Annotated in this window: 11 protein-coding genes and 1 pseudogene; 7 read left to right on the forward strand and 5 right to left on the reverse strand. The window is 59.0% G+C overall.

Translation table 11 applies throughout. The features are described from left to right. The first annotated feature begins 83 nt into the window (after positions 1 to 83). Positions 84 to 3,668, forward strand: coding sequence for a hypothetical protein (locus tag V6F91_RS16670; protein ID WP_332766253.1), 3,585 nt, complete (start codon positions 84 to 86; stop codon positions 3,666 to 3,668). A gap of 306 nt (positions 3,669 to 3,974) precedes the next feature. Beyond that, on the forward strand, positions 3,975 to 5,396 hold the full coding sequence (locus tag V6F91_RS16675; protein ID WP_332766255.1) for an amino acid permease: 1,422 nt from the start codon (positions 3,975 to 3,977) through the stop codon (positions 5,394 to 5,396). Positions 5,397 to 5,447: 51 nt separating this feature from the next. Here the strand turns inward: V6F91_RS16675 and V6F91_RS16680 are convergent, their stop codons facing one another. Then, complete coding sequence (locus V6F91_RS16680) at positions 5,448 to 7,067, reverse strand: FMN-binding glutamate synthase family protein (protein ID WP_332766257.1); 1,620 nt, start codon at positions 7,065 to 7,067, stop codon at positions 5,448 to 5,450. 340 nt (positions 7,068 to 7,407) lie between these two features. On the opposite strand from V6F91_RS16680, the pseudogene V6F91_RS16685 reads away from it, so the two are divergent. Next, a pseudogene (locus tag V6F91_RS16685) lies at positions 7,408 to 7,678 on the forward strand (nitrilase-related carbon-nitrogen hydrolase); the annotation flags it as partial. Between the two features lie 48 nt (positions 7,679 to 7,726). Here the strand turns inward: V6F91_RS16685 and V6F91_RS16690 are convergent. Genes V6F91_RS16690 through V6F91_RS16705 form a run of 4 tightly spaced genes read right to left on the reverse strand, consistent with a single transcriptional unit; the run spans position 7,727 to position 13,774 of the window. Beyond that, the gene (locus tag V6F91_RS16690) at positions 7,727 to 9,130 is read right to left on the reverse strand and encodes an ATP-binding protein (protein WP_332766259.1); all 1,404 of its coding nucleotides are present in this window, start codon (positions 9,128 to 9,130) and stop codon (positions 7,727 to 7,729) included. Next, positions 9,127 to 10,938 carry a DAHL domain-containing protein gene (locus V6F91_RS16695; protein ID WP_332766738.1) on the reverse strand — a complete coding sequence of 604 codons (1,812 nt, stop codon included), beginning with the start codon at positions 10,936 to 10,938 and terminating at the stop codon, positions 9,127 to 9,129. The genes V6F91_RS16690 and V6F91_RS16695 overlap by 4 nt, the downstream gene beginning before the upstream one ends. Then, positions 10,938 to 11,915, reverse strand: coding sequence for a cytochrome-c peroxidase (locus V6F91_RS16700; protein ID WP_332766261.1), 978 nt, complete (start codon positions 11,913 to 11,915; stop codon positions 10,938 to 10,940). The genes V6F91_RS16695 and V6F91_RS16700 overlap by 1 nt, the downstream gene beginning before the upstream one ends. After that, on the reverse strand, positions 11,903 to 13,774 hold the full coding sequence (locus V6F91_RS16705) for a putative bifunctional diguanylate cyclase/phosphodiesterase (protein ID WP_332766263.1): 1,872 nt from the start codon (positions 13,772 to 13,774) through the stop codon (positions 11,903 to 11,905). Before V6F91_RS16705 ends, V6F91_RS16700 begins: the two co-directional genes overlap by 13 nt. 293 nt (positions 13,775 to 14,067) lie before the next feature. Here V6F91_RS16705 and V6F91_RS16710 point away from each other — a divergent pair, with 293 nt between their 5' ends. The 4 genes from V6F91_RS16710 to V6F91_RS16725 all read left to right on the forward strand — a co-directional run bounded on the left by V6F91_RS16710 (position 14,068) and on the right by V6F91_RS16725 (position 17,088). Further along, positions 14,068 to 15,426 (forward strand): HD domain-containing phosphohydrolase, encoded by a 1,359-nt coding sequence (locus V6F91_RS16710; protein WP_332766265.1) that lies wholly within the window; start codon positions 14,068 to 14,070, stop codon positions 15,424 to 15,426. Between the two features lie 65 nt (positions 15,427 to 15,491). Continuing rightward, positions 15,492 to 15,926: an NUDIX domain-containing protein gene (locus V6F91_RS16715; RefSeq protein WP_332766268.1), complete on the forward strand. Its 435-nt coding sequence runs from the start codon at positions 15,492 to 15,494 to the stop codon at positions 15,924 to 15,926. Between the two features lie 23 nt (positions 15,927 to 15,949). Then, positions 15,950 to 16,588, forward strand: coding sequence for a LysE family translocator (locus V6F91_RS16720; protein WP_332766270.1), 639 nt, complete (start codon positions 15,950 to 15,952; stop codon positions 16,586 to 16,588). A 2-nt stretch (positions 16,589 to 16,590) separates the two neighbouring features. Beyond that, the gene (locus V6F91_RS16725; protein WP_332766272.1) at positions 16,591 to 17,088 is read left to right on the forward strand and encodes a GNAT family N-acetyltransferase; all 498 of its coding nucleotides are present in this window, start codon (positions 16,591 to 16,593) and stop codon (positions 17,086 to 17,088) included. Positions 17,089 to 17,114 lie beyond the last annotated feature (26 nt).

The following is a 17,114-nucleotide window of genomic DNA, read 5'->3' on the forward strand; positions in this document are numbered from 1 at the left end:
ACAGCTGGTTACGCTTGATTGATTTTTAATGAGGGAATTGTGGGGTTTACTTTACTTGTTAATTAAACAAGGAAGACTCTGCAATGCAAGTAAATCGTTTTATGCCCGGTGCTATTTCTTCATCTTCCAAGGGCTCGGAAGAGACAGTTTCAGATGGCGTGGAACTTGCTGTTACACCACACGTACTGGGCGATTTTGGCGGTGCTCTGTCCTGGCCCATACCGTTGAGCTTGAAACAGCGATCAGACGTATTGAATTCAATCAAAGTGTTCAAGGCAGGTCGAGGTAATAAATGGGCGCCAGGGCTACAACTGCTGGATTATCTGCACTCTGCCCGCAAGCTGCCGGTGGAAATACTGGCGGACCCGGCCCAGGCCCTGAATGCACTGGTTGCCAGCGCTGAAGGACAGGCTTTGGGGCTGGCGGTGCAAACACAACTCAAGGGGTTTGCCACTGATGTCAGCATTAATGAATATGCTCTGGCAGCGCTGCAACTCAGTCTGGATCCCCGGTCCATTGATAACCCTGCGCGCAACCGGTTCGCGGGTTTCGATATTGCCGATCGGCAACATTGGGGAATGCCGATTTCGGCCATGTTCGGCCAACTGTGTGAACACTTGACCAAAGGATTTATCAGCACACCCGAAGTGGCGGGATTGGCTGCCTATGCACTGTTGGCCAAAAATACACCGGTGTTCCTTGTCCAGAACATTCCTGACGATGTCCGATATGGCGGGCCGGCATGGTTCAATCTGGCCGTTGCGGCATTGATCATCGACGCGCAAACGCCGGGCAAAGTTGCCAGCATGACTTTTGCGCAAGTCATGCTCGAGGCGCAAAGTGCCGCTGTCGCGGCTGATCCGGCCGTCACCCGTCACGCACAGACACTGGTGCTTATCGATTGGGGCGTGGTCCATGGCTTGGTGGCAAGGCAAGGGGACGAAACCTGTACCGATGCGCAACTCGACGTACTGAAAGCCGAGTTCAATGCTCGGTTGGTCGATCGACTGAACTCGCCCATCCTCCTGCAAAGCACCTTTCCCAGTCGTAAAGATATTGCGGTGGCCGGGCTTAAAAAACAGTTTGGCGAAGACTACCCGATTGAGAAACGGGTCCTTGAGTGGGACAGTTCCGCGAAAGCACTGGCTCAGCTCGCGCCTCTGCCAGCAACAACCTTTGGGCCGGTTGGCCTGTATTCGCTGCTGGACGTAGCAATGATGGACGGATCATGGCAGTGGAAAACCAGTGATTCGCTGTTGAAGTACCGTATTCATGAGATCAACGAACTGGACCTGCGTGTATGGAGGAACTTCAGCAGTCAGTTCGAGACCACCCTCAAGAACCTCAAGCAAGGCGCCAGACTCAATATCAAACATCTGATATCCGAGTTGCCGCTGCAAGACAGGGAAAATCTCGAATACGGCAAGATCACTTTTTATCAGCACAAGACGTTCAGATTGAGTATTCAGTTCTGGGGCAGACATCTTCGTTTCACCAGCACCGGATTAACACTGAGAGTCGAGCGAGGTGACGACAAGAAAGTTACGGTTTATCACATTGATCTGGCCGCCGGTTCGATTAGCAAAAAAGAGACCGACCCGGCTACAGAAACCGATCGGTACGACCTCCACGTGCCGAGCATCGTATATGCCACTACGCCTTTTACTGTCGCTGACGAATCGCTCGCGGCAAAATTTGAGCACAGTCCTTTGCAGGCAACGACGGTAGCGGTGCCTGTCAGCTATTGCAGTGAAAGGACGGCGGCGATCGCCGATGTTTTCGTCGAGCATCTCGAATACGACAGCGACGATATCCTGCAAGCCGCCAGAGGCCAGACGACCTATGACAATGAAATCGCGGTACTGGAATCCCGTCTGGATTTTCTCCTCAATCTGATCCCTTTCAAATCGGCGATCAGCCATTTCATCGACGGTAAATACGCAGACGGTGCCATCGATCTGTTTCTCGACGTCCTGGGTTTTGTCACAGCCGGCGTGAGCGCTGCGGCGAAGTTGACGCAAGTGGTGGCCAGGACCGCATCGGTTATCAGCAAGGCGCTCAAGGCCGCGAAGATTATCGGCATGCTGGTGATCAGCGAACTCAATCCGCTCAGTGCAGTGGTGGCAGGAGGGCAATTGCTGGGTAAAGGCATCAAACACCTGGGTGTAACGGGTCTGCGGCAATTCAACAGACTGCGCGGCGCGGCGCCCGCTTATGACCTGTTGATTGGCTTGAGCAAAGAGTATGGCCCTGCCGCAATCGGTAGCTTCAAAGTCGGTGAACAGAGTTTTACCGGGGTAGGGGTGCTGAAGGACGGCAAATGGTATCGATACAACAGCGAGACACGTCGGTTATATGGCATCCCGGGCGACTTTCGGCCCACCGGGACAGGAGGTTTCGCCAACGACGTCATGGGCAGTCTCGCCGTTAAATCGTCGAGCATTGCCGGGCTTGAGGCCAATGCCCATGGGATTTATCGAAGTGCAGACGGAGAGCGTTTTTACATCCGCAACATTGATGCGGCCGGCAAAGAGGCCATATTCAGAATCAGAAATGATTTCACACTGAGCGACGACCTCACCGACGTGATTATTGTTGATCGTGTGACTAACCGAACTTACGGAAGCAGGCTTCGGCAAGTTGCTCCGGATCAATGGCAACCCTTGTCACTGCGTGGCGGCAATCTACCGTCGACTGTGGCGAATTATCCCGCCGCCGCGATTGTCGATGAAACGGCTGATGTCGCCAGCCGAATCGTCCACACCTCGACCAATCCACTGAGCCTCGAATCGGCATTCACCCGTGAACGTCTACCCAACGGCTTGTGGGACCCCGTCATAGAAACCGTCAACAGCCGCCAAACGGCACACCTTGCCGGCGATTGGGGCGAGATATCGCAAGTGCCCTATACGTTCCAGCGCACCAGCATTCATCAAGCACTGTCGACGACAGAACTGAACCGGGTATCGGTGACAACAGGATTGATGCAATCAACAAAAGTCAGGTACAGCGCCGAGATTGCCGCGCAAATTCAAAGGAAGGAGGGAGGGGCGAATTTCATTTTTGTCATGGAGCGCATCAAGCCTGCGGATTCGCTCGGGGCTGAGATCAACGCCTTGAGAATCCACGACCCAAAAGTCGACAAACTCCCTGAGCAGGCGAATGCAGTGCTGGGCTACTGGGCGCCGCAGGGCGGCTATGTGGATATACCGATTCATCCGGCATGGGGTGAACCCGACCACCTGTTCACGGCTGACTTCGGCGGTTGCGCGTTGGTTGCCGATCAGATGGACGCCAATCGGCTGCGGGTCAGGCACGTCGAAGGGGCAAAGGAACTGGCTCAGTACAACGGTCTTGCCAGAGCGGACCATGGCTGGGGCCAGAGCCTGTCCATGGAGTTTCACGATTATGGCTTGCGGGTCAATGACAAAGGCCAGGCCGATGCCATCCTCACAGGGTTCGCATTCATGAAATATGACCGCACGGCACTTGCCTGGAAACTTCATTTCCAGTCCAGCCAGGGCGCTGCAACCATAGCCCGGCATTCATCGGTGAAACCCGCATGGGGAACGCGGCCCGATACACTCGTCGCGCTTTGCTCCACTGCAAAAGTGGCGAAAGTGGTGACCCGACCGGTTACGACCATCCCCGGTGCGGTGGCCGGTTGATGTGACGCTGCACCGTCCTTGTGCAATACTCGCCGCCTTTTTTGGTGGCGGGTTTTCCTACCTTTGCCAGTTGATCAACTCGGTCTGTTGGCAGATTCGCGACAACTCCCGCTGAATCTTGTGGTTTATAGAGTGAAAAGACCTGCAACAAGGTTTTTATACTGACGTCCCGCTGATCTTTCAGGGTTGCCCTGCAAGACGCGTCTGCCCACGAAGCCGACGCGGTTTCCTGCCCAGCCAAGGCCTATCGGCCAACGCTTCGAAACCCGGTGGTCATATCCAATAACAAGACGAGGTTGTACCCCTATGCCAGTTGGCAATCCTCTGCCGCACGGCGACACCGCTCAGGGCGGTCCGCTCAAACGTGAACTCGGCGAACGGCATATCCGCCTGATGGCGCTCGGCGCCTGTATCGGCGTCGGTCTGTTCCTCGGTTCGGCCAAAGCCATCGAAATGGCCGGCCCGGCGATCATGCTCTCCTACATTCTTGGCGGTCTGGCGATTCTGGTAATCATGCGCGCCCTCGGCGAGATGGCGGTGCATAACCCGGTGGCCGGCTCGTTCAGCCGCTACGCGCAGGACTATCTCGGCCCGCTGGCCGGTTTCCTCACTGGCTGGAACTACTGGTTCCTGTGGCTGGTGACCTGCGTGGCGGAAATCACCGCGGTGGCGGTGTACATGGGCATCTGGTTCCCCGATGTGCCGCGCTGGATCTGGGCGCTTGCCGCGCTGATCAGCATGGGCTCGATCAACCTGATTGCAGTCAAGGCTTTCGGCGAGTTCGAATTCTGGTTCGCTCTGATCAAGATCGTCACGATCATCGCAATGGTCATCGGCGGTATCGGCATCATCGCGTTCGGCTTCGGCAACGATGGCGTGGCGCTGGGGATTTCCAACCTGTGGGCGCACGGCGGTTTCATGCCCAACGGCGTGACCGGTGTGCTGATGTCCCTGCAGATGGTCATGTTCGCCTACCTCGGTGTCGAGATGATCGGCCTCACCGCCGGTGAAGCGAAGAACCCGCAAAAAACCATTCCCGACGCGATCGGCTCGGTGTTCTGGCGGATTCTGCTGTTCTACGTCGGCGCGTTGTTCGTGATCCTGTCGATCTATCCGTGGAATGAAATCGGTACCCAGGGCAGCCCATTCGTGATGACTTTCGAGCGTCTGGGCATCAAGACCGCTGCCGGTATCATCAACTTCGTGGTGATCACCGCCGCGCTGTCGTCATGCAACGGTGGCATCTTCAGCACCGGACGCATGCTCTACAGCCTGGCGCAGAACGGCCAGGCCCCGGCCGGTTTCGCCAAAACCTCGAACAATGGCGTACCACGCCGCGCCTTGCTGCTGTCGATTGCCGCCTTGCTGCTGGGCGTGCTGCTCAACTATCTGGTGCCGGAAAAAGTCTTCGTCTGGGTCACCTCGATTGCCACCTTCGGTGCGATCTGGACCTGGGTAATGATCCTGCTGGCCCAGCTGAAATTCCGCAAAGGCCTGAGCGCCAGCGAACGTGCCGGCCTCAAATACCGGATGTGGCTGTACCCGGTCAGCTCGTACTTCGCCCTGGCGTTCCTGCTGCTGGTGGTCGGCCTGATGGCGTACTTCCCGGATACGCGCGTGGCGCTGTATGTGGGGCCGGCGTTTCTGGTACTGCTGACGGTGTTGTTTTACGTGTTCAAGTTGCAACCGACCGAGGTAGCGCAGGGCTCGGTGCGCTCGGCTTCTTGAATCGATAGTCAGTCGTAAAGCGGGCGTACATTTCTGTACGCCCGCTGTGTTTCAGGCAGCCACCACTTCCTGCGGCTCAAAACTGTCCGCCCGTGCCATCTGCCACATCCGCGAATAAAACTCGCCGTTCACTTCCCCGGTGAGCAATTCCCCCGGTTTCAGAAACACATGCAACTGCGAGAACAGCTTGATCTCGGTTGCCGACATACGTCGTACCAAGTGCTTGGCCGACAGTTGCGACGGATGCTCAAGCCCTGCGGCGGCGAGCATTTCCGCCAGCGCTTTGAGCGTGTTGCGGTGGAAGTTGAATACCCGCTGGGCCTTGTCCGGCACCACCAGTGCGCGTTGGCGCAGCGCGTCCTGAGTGGCGACGCCGGTCGGGCATTTGTTGGTGTGGCAGCTTTGCGACTGGATGCAGCCGATAGCGAACATGAAGCCGCGCGCGGAGTTGGCCCAGTCGGCACCGATGGCCAGCACGCTGGCGATGTCGAAGGCGCTGACAATCTTGCCGCTGGCGCCGAGTTTGATCTTGTCGCGCAAGTTCAGGCCGACCAGCGTGTTGTGCACGAACAGCAGGCCTTCGCGCATCGGCACGCCGATGTGGTCGGTGAACTCCACCGGCGCGGCGCCCGTGCCGCCTTCCTTGCCGTCGACGACGATGAAGTCCGGAAGAATCCCGGTTTCGAGCATGGCTTTGGCAATGCCCATGAACTCCCACGGATGGCCGAGGCAGAACTTGAAGCCCACCGGTTTGCCGCCGGACAGTTCCCGCAATTGCTGGATGAAATGCATCATTTCCAGCGGCGTGGAAAACGCGCTGTGGCGAGACGGCGAGACACAGTCTTCGCCCATCAGGATGCCGCGGGTTTCAGCGATTTCCCGAGTGACCTTGTGCTTGGGCAGGATGCCGCCGTGGCCGGGTTTGGCGCCTTGGCTCATCTTGATTTCGATCATTCGCACTTGCGGGTTCTGCGCCTGCACGGCGAAGCGCTCCGGATCGAAGCGGCCGTCGCTGGTGCGGCAGCCGAAGTAACCGCTGCCCAGTTCCCAGGTCAGGTCGCCGCCGTGTTCGCGGTGATACGGGCTGATGCTGCCTTCACCCGTGTCGTGGGCGAAGTTGCCGAGTTTCGCGCCCTGATTCAGCGCGCGAATCGCGTTGGCGCTGAGTGAGCCGAAGCTCATCGCCGAGATATTGAACACCGAGGCCGAGTACGGCTGGCTGCACTGTGGGCCGCCAACGGTGACGCGAAAACCGCTCGGATCGCTCAGTGGCGCCGGACGCATCGAGTGGCCGATGAATTCGAAACCCGATTGGTAGACATCGATCAGCGTGCCGAACGGTTTGTCGGCGGTTTCGTTTTTCGCCCGCGAATACACCAGCGAACGCTGCGCGCGCGAGAAGGGCAGGGCGTCACTGTCGGATTCGAGCAGGTACTGGCGGATCTCCGGACGGATGCCTTCGACCAGATAACGGATGTTGCCCAGAATCGGATAATTGCGCCGCACCGCGTGCGGGCTCTGCAGCAGGTCGAACAGACCGATCAGGCTCAACACGCCGGTGACGGAGGTGATCGGCCACAGCCAGTCATGTTCGAGAAAGGGCAGGCTGGCGAGGGTGAACACCACGCAGACGGCAAAGAAGGCGTAGCGGCTCAGCAGTGACAGGCTCATACGGTTTCCTTGGGTTCGGACTCAAAATAATCAACGCTGCAATCCCTTGTGGGAGCGAGCTTGCTCGCGAAGACGGTGGATCAGCCAACATGAATGTTGGATGTGATGGCCTCTTCGCGAGCAAGCTCGCTCCCACAGAGAGCAAAAATTATTAAAGATCAGGCGTTCTGTGCCTGAAGAAATCGAAAACAGCTCGGACTGGGATTTGCGGGCTACCCCGGCCGCGTAATTCCCTGGCCGGTTGCTTGCTGCGCATACTGGCCCACAGACAGAGGCCGGGCAATCTTTCCGCACCCGGTGCGATAACAAGGAACACTCATTAAAGTCGAACTCGCCGCAACTGGCGGGCCGTGACAACGACACGGCGTACAACCTGCAACGTGCCTTGGCAGCCATCTCGGTCTGCGCGGCTGACACGCGATTGCTGGTGTTTGCGCAAACCCACCTGACGGGCTTCCCGAACAGCGTGACCGTGGCGCAGATCGCCGAACCGGTCGACGGCCCGAGCGTCAGCGCCGTGCTGGCGGCAGCGCGCGAACGGGGTATCGCCGGTGATCGGCATGGCCGAGAACGACAACGGTCGCTTTTACAACACCTCACTGGCGGTTTCCGTCGCCAGCCGCCGGAGCTGGATTTTCAGGAAGCGAGCTGATTCTGCCTCAGGCGGCCGGGCGGTTCTGGCGCATGGGCAATTCGACACGGAACGTCGTGCCCACGCCCGGTTCGCTGCGCACCTGAATGTCGCCGCCATGTTTTTTGACGATGCCGTAAGACAGCGACAGGCCAAGGCCGGTGCCTTGACCGACCGGTTTGGTGGTGAAGAACGGATCGAAGATTTTCTGCAGCGTGTCCGGCGCGATGCCCGATCCGGTGTCGGCGACCTCGACCCAGGCCATGTCTTGCTGCAGGCCGGTGCGCAAGGTGATGGTGCCGCGCTCCGGCCCCATGGCCTGAGCCGCGTTCACCACCAGGTTCATGATCACCTGATTGATCTGCGACGGCAGGCATTCGATGTCCGGTAACGGCTGGTACTCCTTGATCACGTCAGCCTTGTATTTGAGTTCGCTGGCGACGATGTTCAGAGTCGACTCGATGCCTTGCTGCAAATTGGCCCACTGCCATTGCTGATTGTTATCGACGCGGGAAAAATCCTTGAGGTCTTTGACGATCTGGCCGACCCGGCCGATGCCTTCCTTCGACTCGCGAATCAGCAGCGGAATGTCTTCGAGGAGAAAATCCAGCTCTGCCTCTTCACGTAGACGCTGCAGTCTGGCGGCCGATTCGCTGTCGAGGTTCGGCGCGCAGCCCTGATAGGCCTCGAGCAGCGACAGCAACTGCTTGAAGTAGCCGTCGAGGGAACCGAGATTGGAAGATATGAAGCCGATCGGGTTGTTGATTTCGTGGGCAACGCCCGCCGCCAGTTGGCCTAACGAGGCGAGTTTTTCCGACTGCACCAGTTGTCCTTCGAGTTGCTTGCGCTCGTCGATTTCCCGTTGCAGGGCTTCGCTGGCCTGCTTGAACTGCACGGTGCGCTGATCGACCAGGTGTTCCAGATGATGCATCTGCAATGAAGCCTTTTCGGTCATCTGCCATTTGGTCAGCAGGGTATTGGCCATCTGCTGCACTTCGATATTGTCGAAGGGTTTTTTCAGGATCAGTAACCGGTCGTGTGCCTGCAAACGGTCAAGCAATTCATCCCAGGAATAATCCGAATAGGCCGTGCAGACCACGACCTGCAACTGCGGGTCGTGCTGCCAGAGGTGTTCAATGGTTTTCGCCCCGTCCCAGCCGTCAGGCATACGCATATCGACAAAGGCCAGTGCGTAGGGGCGCTGTTCCTGCAGGGCCTTGATCAGCTTGCCCAGACCTTCCTCGCCACCGTACGCCGAATCCAGCTCCAGCAGCGGTCGCTGGGGCCGGGTCTGCGCGCCGAACAGCGCGGCCTCCATCTCGTCCAGCTCCGCTGATTGCGCCGTCGCGGGGGTGAGAATCTTGCGAAAGTCTTCATGAATCGACGGCATGTCATCGATCAGCAGAATACGGCGGTTCGACAGTTCGCTCATGCGTGCTCCGTTACGGTAATCAGCGGTATCTGCAAGGTAAACAGCGCGCCTTTGCCCGGGCCGTCGCTATGCGCGCTGAGATGGCCGTTCATCTCGATGGCGGCCAGGGCGCAGCTGTGCAGGCCGAAGCCGTGGCCTTCCTTGCGGGTGGTGAAGCCGTGGGCAAAGATTCGCGTCATGTTCTCGGCGGCAATGCCCTCGCCGTCGTCCTTGACGCTGATCTGCAAAAAGCTGTCATCGACGGTCTTCACCGCCAGAGTCATGGTGCGCGGGCGATTACTCAGGTCCGACATTGCGTACTTGGCGTTACTGATCAGGTTGACCAGGATCAGCAGCAGCCGGTGCTTGTCGCCCATCACTTGCGGCACGTCGCCGTAGTCCCTGACCACCGTGACGTGATGGCGGGTCAGCGCGCCGGCGTTCATGCGCAAGGCGTCTTCGAGCAGTTCGTCGATAAACAGCGGCTCGGTCATGCTGCTGGCGCCGGCATAGGATTGCTGGGTGGCGACGATGTCCTTGATGTGGTCGACGCTTTTGCTCATTTGCGTCAACTCGTCGGTCATCTCCTGTTGTTCCTGAGCGATGGCGCCGACCAGCTGGTTGAGGTAGCCGGGGAGCAATTTACCTTTCGCATCCTCTTGCAGGAATACGCCGAGATCGTCGGGGTGTTCGTTGATCAGTTGCATGGCTTTGCCCACGCCCTGAGTCTTGCTGTTGCGTAACTTGCGCGCGATCAGGTCAGCAGAAATGTTGACGCTGTTGAGCACGTTACCGACGTTGTGCAAAACGTTGGTTGCAATCTCCGCCATGCCGGCCTGACGCGCCGCGTCGAGCAGTTCGCTCTGCGCGCTTTTCAGTTCGCGGGTGCGCTCCTCGACCCGTTGCTCGAGCACATCGTTGGCGGTTTGCAGCGCCGCATTGACCCGGTTGATTTCGGAAAAACTGCCGATCAGGCGAATGGCCAGAACCACCAGTGACAACACCAGCAGTACGGAAAACAGCAGCATGTAGAAATGGTATTGCCGATCGATTTTCTCGGCGCGCTGCTGGTCGCGGTCGAGCAGGGTGGTGATGGTGTCCAGGCGTTCGGCCACGGGGATCGCTTCGATGCTTTCGAGCAACTGATTGACCACCGGTTGTTCTCGCCCGATCAGGGCAATATGGTTGCTGAGAATCCTGATCGGTGCCTGGAATTCCTGCGGCAACCGCTGTGCATTCACCGCCAGTTTGTTCAGCCCCAGATCGATTTCTGCGGCGCGCTCGGCACTGGTGACCTGGGCGTATTCCAGTGCGCTGAGCAGCAGGTCGTAGGTGTCGGTAGTGATGTTCTGCAACTGCAGTTTGTCGAAGTCAGGCAGGTTGGCCAGTTGCTGCTGGATATCGTCCTCGGCGGTCGGCAGGAACGCCAGCGAGTTGCGCAGAAGGGCATTGTGCGATTTGAACTGCTCGACCAGGCGGGTTTTCTCTTTGATGGCCTGCAGAAAATCATTGTGCGCCTGATTCCATTGCGCCCCGTGGTTGCGCCCGAAACCGGATTCGATAGCGTCGAAACGCTCCCAGAGCTGGTTAATGGCATTGAGCGGTGAGACCAGTGGGTCGTAGTTGTGAGAAATCGCTACCCTGGCCTTGAGGATCTCGTTTTCCCACAGCGAATCCTGCTGTTTGATCTGCCGGATCAGATCCCGTGATTCGGTATATGCCATGGTCTGGTCTGAACTGGATTTGATGTACAGAAACAGCAATATCGAGGCCAGCACCGAGGCGATCAGCGTCAGCATCAGAAGGCTGCGGCGCCGCGAAACATTCATCATGGCTTGCCCTCCCATTGGCCGCTCAGGGTCTTGAGAAACAGCACGATCAGGCTTTTGTCTTCGGCGCTCGGCATGCGTCCCAATTGATACTGGAACATGATGTCCACCGCCTGTTCGAGGGTCGCCGCCGAGCCGTCGTGAAAGTACGGCGCGGTCAAGGCGACATTGCGCAGGCTGGGCACCTTGAACACTGAACGATCAGCCTCGTCGCCGGTGACATTGAAACGCCCCTGATCGGCCTCGGTTGCGTGGCCGCGATCGGCAATGTAGTCGCCGAACACACCGAATTTCTGGAACATGTTGCCGCCGATGTTGACCCCTTGATGGCAGGCAATGCAGCCGTATTCCTTGAAGCGCTGATAGCCTTGTTTTTCTTCGTAGCTGATGGCGGCGGTGTCACCCAGCAGGTACTGGTCGAAGCGCGAACCGGGGGTCAACAAGGTGCGTTCGAAGGCCGCCAGCGCTCGCTGGATATTGGTTTTGGTGACTCCGTCCGGGTAGATCGCGGCAAACTTGCGACGATAATCAGCGTCCTCGTCGATACGTTTCACAACGGTGGCCCAGTCACTGCCCATTTCATGCGGACTGGTGATGACCACGTCAGTCTGCTCTTCGAGCGTCTCGACGCGGCCGTCCCAGAACTGCCGAAAATTGAGGCTGGCGTTGAACACCGTGGGCGTATTGACCGCTACCGGCTTGCCGTCGAACCCCAACGACAACGCGCGATTGTCGGCACCGTTCTTTTCCAGTTGGTGGCAACTGGCGCAGGACAGGCTGTTGTTGCGCGATAACCTGGGGTCGTGAAACAACTGGCGCCCAAGGGCAACGCGCTGCGGATTCTGCGCGATGGCGTCAGGCAGCGGCTTGAGCGGTTCGTCCAGCGGCTCGGCCCTGGCGCCGCCAGCGAATGCGCATAGCAGCAATGCGCCGATGCAGGGCCAGAGGCTTTTCAAGAGACGGCTCAGTGGCTCCATGGCGCGTTTTTTCCCTGAGCGAGCCATTGGGCGAACGCCGCTGCCGGCAGCGCCTGACTGAAGTAATAACCCTGGCCTTCTTCGCACTGGTGATCCTTGAGAAACGCCAGTTGCCCGGCGGTCTCGATGCCTTCGGCGATGACCGTGAGCCCCAGACTCCTGCCCAGGCTGATGATCGCGTCGACGAGGGCGGCATCATTGCTGTCGCTGCTCAGGCTGCGGATGAATGACTGATCGATCTTCAGCACATCGATGGGAAACCGGCGCAGGTAACTCAGGCTCGAGTAGCCGGTGCCGAAATCATCGATGGCCAGCCGCACGCCCAGCGCCTTCAAGCGATTGAGCGCGGTCATCGTCGCTTCGACGTTCTGCATCAATACCCCTTCGGTTATTTCCAGTTCGAGGACCTGCGCGGCCAGCCCGGACTGCTCAAGCACGCGCCCGACGCTTTCCACGAAATCATGCTGACGAAAATCGATCGGCGAAATATTCACCGACAGGCTGATCGGCTGCAGCCCCGCCAGTTGCCATTCACGCGCCTGACGGCAGGCTTCGGCGAGCACCCACTGAGTCAATGGCGCGATCAGCCCGCTGTCCTCGGCCACGGCGATGAAATCGCCCGGATAGATCAGCGCTTGCCCCGGCTTCTGCCAGCGCACCAAGGCCTCGGCACCGACCACGGCGGCGCTGCGCAAATCGATTTTCGGTTGGTAGTGGAGGACAAATTCGTGCTGCTGCAGGGCGCGGCGCAGGCCTGATTCGATACTGTGCTGTTCACGCGCGCGCTGGTTCATGGCTTCGATGAAAAAAGCGCTGGTACCGGGACTCTGTTCCTTGACGTTGTGCATCGCCGTTTCAGCTTTCTTGATCAGTTCGATGGCCTCCAGCCCATCCTCGGGATACAGGCTCATGCCCAAACTGGCAGTCACGCTGATCTCGTGGCCAGCGATCGTCTGCGGTTGGCGAATGGCCGCGAGCAGTTTCTCGGCGATGCCATGGGTCTGCTGCGGGTGGTTGATGTCGCCGAGCACCACCACGAATTCGTCGGCGCCGTAACGAAACACCGAGTCTGAATCGCGTACGCAGGCGGACAGTTGCTGGCCGGTGCGCTTGAGCATTTCGTCGCCGGCCGGATGCCCCAGTGCATTGTTGATGCGCTTGAAGCGATCGAGGCCGAGAAACATCACCACCAGCTGCTTGTCGTGCCGTCGGCAATTTGCCAACGCCTGGGTCAAACGATCGCCAAGCAGGGTGCTGTTGGGCAGCCCGGTGAGCGAGTCGTATTGCAACAGGTGCGAAACCTTGAGCAGTTCCTGAACCCGTGCCTCGATCGTGTGTTCAAGGCTGAGCATCTTCAATGCCGCGTCCTGAGCGAGCTGCCACTTCCAGGTCAGGGCATTGGCCATCTGGCGGATTTCGAGGCTGTCGAAGGGCTTTTTCAGGATCAGCAATTGATCGCCGAATTCCAGCCGCTCGGCCATGGCTTCCCAGCTGTAATCGCTGTAGGCCGTGCACAAGGCGATCTGCAGGTTCGGATCGACCCGCCACAGTTGCTCGATGGTTTCCAGGCCATCCCAGCCGGGCGGCATGCGCATATCAATGAAGGCCAGCGCATAGGGGCTGCCTGCGGCCAGTGCGTGCTTGACCAGGTCGAGGGCGTCCTGGCCTTGATAGGCCGAATCGAGCTGAAAGGTCAGATGCGGCGTTTGCGCATCGCCGAACAGCGTTTGCTCCAGTTGCTGCAACTCGACTTCGTCCTGAGCGCGTGGGGCGAGGATCTTGCGAAAGTCATCGTGGATCGCCGGTGTGTCGTCGATGATCAGGATGCGTCGGTTGCTTTGCGTGAAGGGTGTCTTCATTCCCTTTGCCCCCCGGCACCGGGCAGGAGGCCCCCGGCACTGAGCGTTCGGGGCGTTCGCGATACACACGCCGTTGTCATCGGGAACATCCTTTTCCTCATCTCTTATCTGTTCGACGACCGCAGTCGTTTTCCCGTTTGAGCGTAGTTGGCGCCTCGCCACTTCGCCTGCGACTGCCGGCAGAAGTTTTGCGTGAAAGTGTAAAAAAATCATCTAGCCTTGAAGCAGGCGCCGCGACACCGGGGGGTGTGCTGCGCATCGTTCATGTCCACTGTTTTGCTTGAGGCCTTGCCATGGAAGAGCCAATCACGCCCACGCCGAGCCAGCGAGCGAAGGTGCTGCTGGTCGACGACGAAGAATCCATTCTCAACAGTCTGCGCCGCTTGTTACGCGGTCAGCCCTATGATGTTCTGCTGGCCACCAGCGGTGCCCAGGCGCTGGACCTGCTGGCGCAGCAACCGGTGGACCTGGTGATGAGCGATGCGCGCATGCCCGGCATGGACGGCGCGACGTTGCTGGCGCAGGTGCGCGAGCGCCACCCGGGCACCCTGCGCATCATGCTCACCGGTTACGCCGACCCGAGCGCCATTATCAAGGCGATCAATGACGGGCAGATCCACCGTTACATCAGCAAACCGTGGAACGACGAAGAGTTGCTACTGATCCTGCGTCAGGCGCTGGAGCATCAACATTCGGAGCGCGAGCGGCAACGCCTGGAGCGTCTGGCCCGGGCGCAGAATGCCCAGCTCAAACAGCTCAACACTTCGCTGGAAAAGCACGTCGCGGCGCGCACCGCCGAGTTGCAGCAGACCGCCGACATGCTCGATCTGGCGTACGAAGAACTCAAACGCAGCTATGTGACCGGCACCGAGGTGTTTTCGCTGCTGGCCAACCTGCGGTTGCCGCCCGCCAAACAGACCAACCGGCAGATCATCGAATTGGTGCGCGGCTACTGCAAGGTTCATGGCCTGGACGAAGCGTCCAGTCGCGACCTGACCATGGCCGCGGCGTTGTACAACATCGGCAAACTGAGCTGGCCGGACTCGATGATGGTTACGCCGTCGGATTTGCTGCATTCGGCAGAGCGCGAGCGTTATCGCGGCTATCCGAAGCAGAGCGAATCGCTGCTGATGACCCTCGATCCGATGAAAGATGCCGCCCGGCTGATCCTGCACCATCAGGAGCATTGGGACGGCAGTGGTTTTCCCGACCGGCTCAAGGGCGAGGCGATTCCGTTTGGCTCGCGGTTGCTGAAGCTGGCGGTGGACTTCGTCGAATTGCAGCGCGGCTTGATTCTCGAGCGGCAGATGAACAACGACGAAGCGCTGCTGTACCTGCGTCAATACAGCGGCCGGTTGTACGATCCGGATCTGGTCGAGGCGTTCATCGAGGTCTGTGTGACATTGCTCAATGACGTCGCCCTGATCGACCCGCAGGTCAAAGTGTTGAGCACCCGCGAGCTGAGCGCCGGAATGATCCTGGCACGTAACCTCAATGCCGATAACGGCATGCTTCTGCTCAACACAGGCAAAGTGCTGAGCGGCCCGTTGATCGAGAAGCTGATTGCCTTCGAAGCGATGGAGGGCGGCAAGTACCGGGTCTTCGTCAGAGAACCCGAGGAGCCAGAGGCCGCGCTGGAGGCACACGGCTAACGCGCATGACGGCGGAGGGTCGGGCATGGGATCCTTGGTTTTTTGCCCCAGGGATTTTCCGCCTCATGCCGCTGACTTCTGACGCTTCGCCCCGCACCCTCCGTATCGCTGCTGCGCTGCTGCTCAACCCACAAGGGCAGACCTTGCTGGTGCGCAAGCGCGGCACCACAGCGTTCATGCAACCGGGCGGAAAGATTGAAGCTGGCGAAGAACCGGTGCATACCCTCGCGCGTGAGCTGGAAGAAGAACTCGGGCTGCACATCGATCCTGCGCAAGCGGAATTCCTTGGCGAGTTTTCCGCACCAGCAGCCAACGAGCCGGGGTTTGTCGTATACGCCGAGATTTTCCAGCTGACCATCGCAGTTGACGTCTGCCCGGCGGCGGAAATCGAAGAAGTCATCTGGGTCGATCCAGCCACTGATCCTGCGGTCGACCTGGCGCCATTGACACGCGAACACATCCTGCCGTTTTATCGCCGTTCACTGAGCGCACTCGCCTGATCATCCACGCAAGGGACTTTGCCATGATCCCGCTTGAAGACCTGCTGATTTTTGCCGCCGCTGCGTTGTTGATGGTGCTGACGCCGGGGCCGAACATGATTTATCTGATCTCGCGTTCGATCTGTCAGGGCCGCCAGGCCGGTGTGACGTCGTTGCTGGGCGTGGTTGGTGGATTTTTCGTGCATATGTTTGCGGCGGCGGCGGGTTTGACCGCGGTGTTCCTGGCCGTGCCGATGGCCTATGAAGTGTTGAAGTGGGCCGGTGCCCTGTATCTGCTGTGGCTGGCCTGGCAAGCGGTGAAGCCCGGCGCGCGTTCGCCGTTCGAGGCGCAGCAGTTGCCGCCAGATTCGTCGCGCAAGCTGATCACCATGGGCTTTTTGACCAGTGCACTGAACCCGAAAATCGCAGTGTTTTATTTGTCGGTGTTTCCGCAATTCATCAGCCCTGAACACGGCTCGGTATTCGCGCAAAGCATCGTTCTCGGCCTGACCCAGATCAGCGTCAGCTTCAGTGTCAATCTACTGATCGCGTTGTTTGCGGCGGGCATTGCGGCGTGGTTTGTGCGCAATCCAACGTGGCTGTTGCTGCAGCGTTATGTAATGGGGTTTGTGCTCGGCGCTCTGGCCGTGCGCCTGATGCTTGAACAACGCAGGACAGCCTGAACATGTGGATCGAACGGCTGGACGCCAGCCACGCGCTGGCCTATCGCGAACTGATGCTCGAAGCCTATGACCGCCATCCGCAAGCTTTCACCTCAAGCGTGCGCGAGCGCGCGGTGATGCCGTTGAGCTGGTGGGAAGGGCGCCTGACCAGCAAGCTCGACGTGATATCGGGCGCGTTCGAGGATGGCAAGCTGGCCGGGATCGTCGGCTTGGCCTTCGAACCACGGGAAAAAGCCCGGCACAAAGCGACGCTGTTCGGCATGTACGTGTCGACCGACTTTCGCCAGCGCGGTATGGGTTACGCCCTGGTGCAAGCGGCGCTCGGCGAAGCGCGAGAACATCCTGCGCTGAAGCTTGTGCAACTCACGGTCACCGCCGGCAACGACGCCGCGTTCAACCTCTATCAGCGTTGCGGCTTTATCCAGTTCGGCCTTGAACCGCTGGCCGTACGGGTGGGCGAAGAGTATTTCGACAAGATCCACATGTGGCGTGAAATCTGAGCCGCGCAGATGATCGTTCCCACAGG

It is taken from the genome of Pseudomonas koreensis (genome assembly GCF_036668835.1).
Lineage (GTDB): Bacteria > Pseudomonadota > Gammaproteobacteria > Pseudomonadales > Pseudomonadaceae > Aquipseudomonas > Aquipseudomonas koreensis_I.

What these genes read in the sequence shown, in the direction of transcription:
- V6F91_RS16670 (WP_332766253.1), top strand. Translation starts at nt 84, where the DNA reads ATGCAAGTAAATCGTTTTATGCCCGGTGCTATTTCTTCATCTTCCAAG.
- V6F91_RS16675 (WP_332766255.1), top strand. Translation starts at nt 3,975, where the DNA reads ATGCCAGTTGGCAATCCTCTGCCGCACGGCGACACCGCTCAGGGCGGT.
- V6F91_RS16680 (WP_332766257.1), bottom strand. Translation starts at nt 7,067, where the DNA reads ATGAGCCTGTCACTGCTGAGCCGCTACGCCTTCTTTGCCGTCTGCGTG.
- V6F91_RS16690 (WP_332766259.1), bottom strand. Translation starts at nt 9,130, where the DNA reads ATGAGCGAACTGTCGAACCGCCGTATTCTGCTGATCGATGACATGCCG.
- V6F91_RS16695 (WP_332766738.1), bottom strand. Translation starts at nt 10,938, where the DNA reads ATGAATGTTTCGCGGCGCCGCAGCCTTCTGATGCTGACGCTGATCGCC.
- V6F91_RS16700 (WP_332766261.1), bottom strand. Translation starts at nt 11,915, where the DNA reads ATGGAGCCACTGAGCCGTCTCTTGAAAAGCCTCTGGCCCTGCATCGGC.
- V6F91_RS16705 (WP_332766263.1), bottom strand. Translation starts at nt 13,774, where the DNA reads ATGAAGACACCCTTCACGCAAAGCAACCGACGCATCCTGATCATCGAC.
- V6F91_RS16710 (WP_332766265.1), top strand. Translation starts at nt 14,068, where the DNA reads ATGGAAGAGCCAATCACGCCCACGCCGAGCCAGCGAGCGAAGGTGCTG.
- V6F91_RS16715 (WP_332766268.1), top strand. Translation starts at nt 15,492, where the DNA reads ATGCCGCTGACTTCTGACGCTTCGCCCCGCACCCTCCGTATCGCTGCT.
- V6F91_RS16720 (WP_332766270.1), top strand. Translation starts at nt 15,950, where the DNA reads ATGATCCCGCTTGAAGACCTGCTGATTTTTGCCGCCGCTGCGTTGTTG.
- V6F91_RS16725 (WP_332766272.1), top strand. Translation starts at nt 16,591, where the DNA reads ATGTGGATCGAACGGCTGGACGCCAGCCACGCGCTGGCCTATCGCGAA.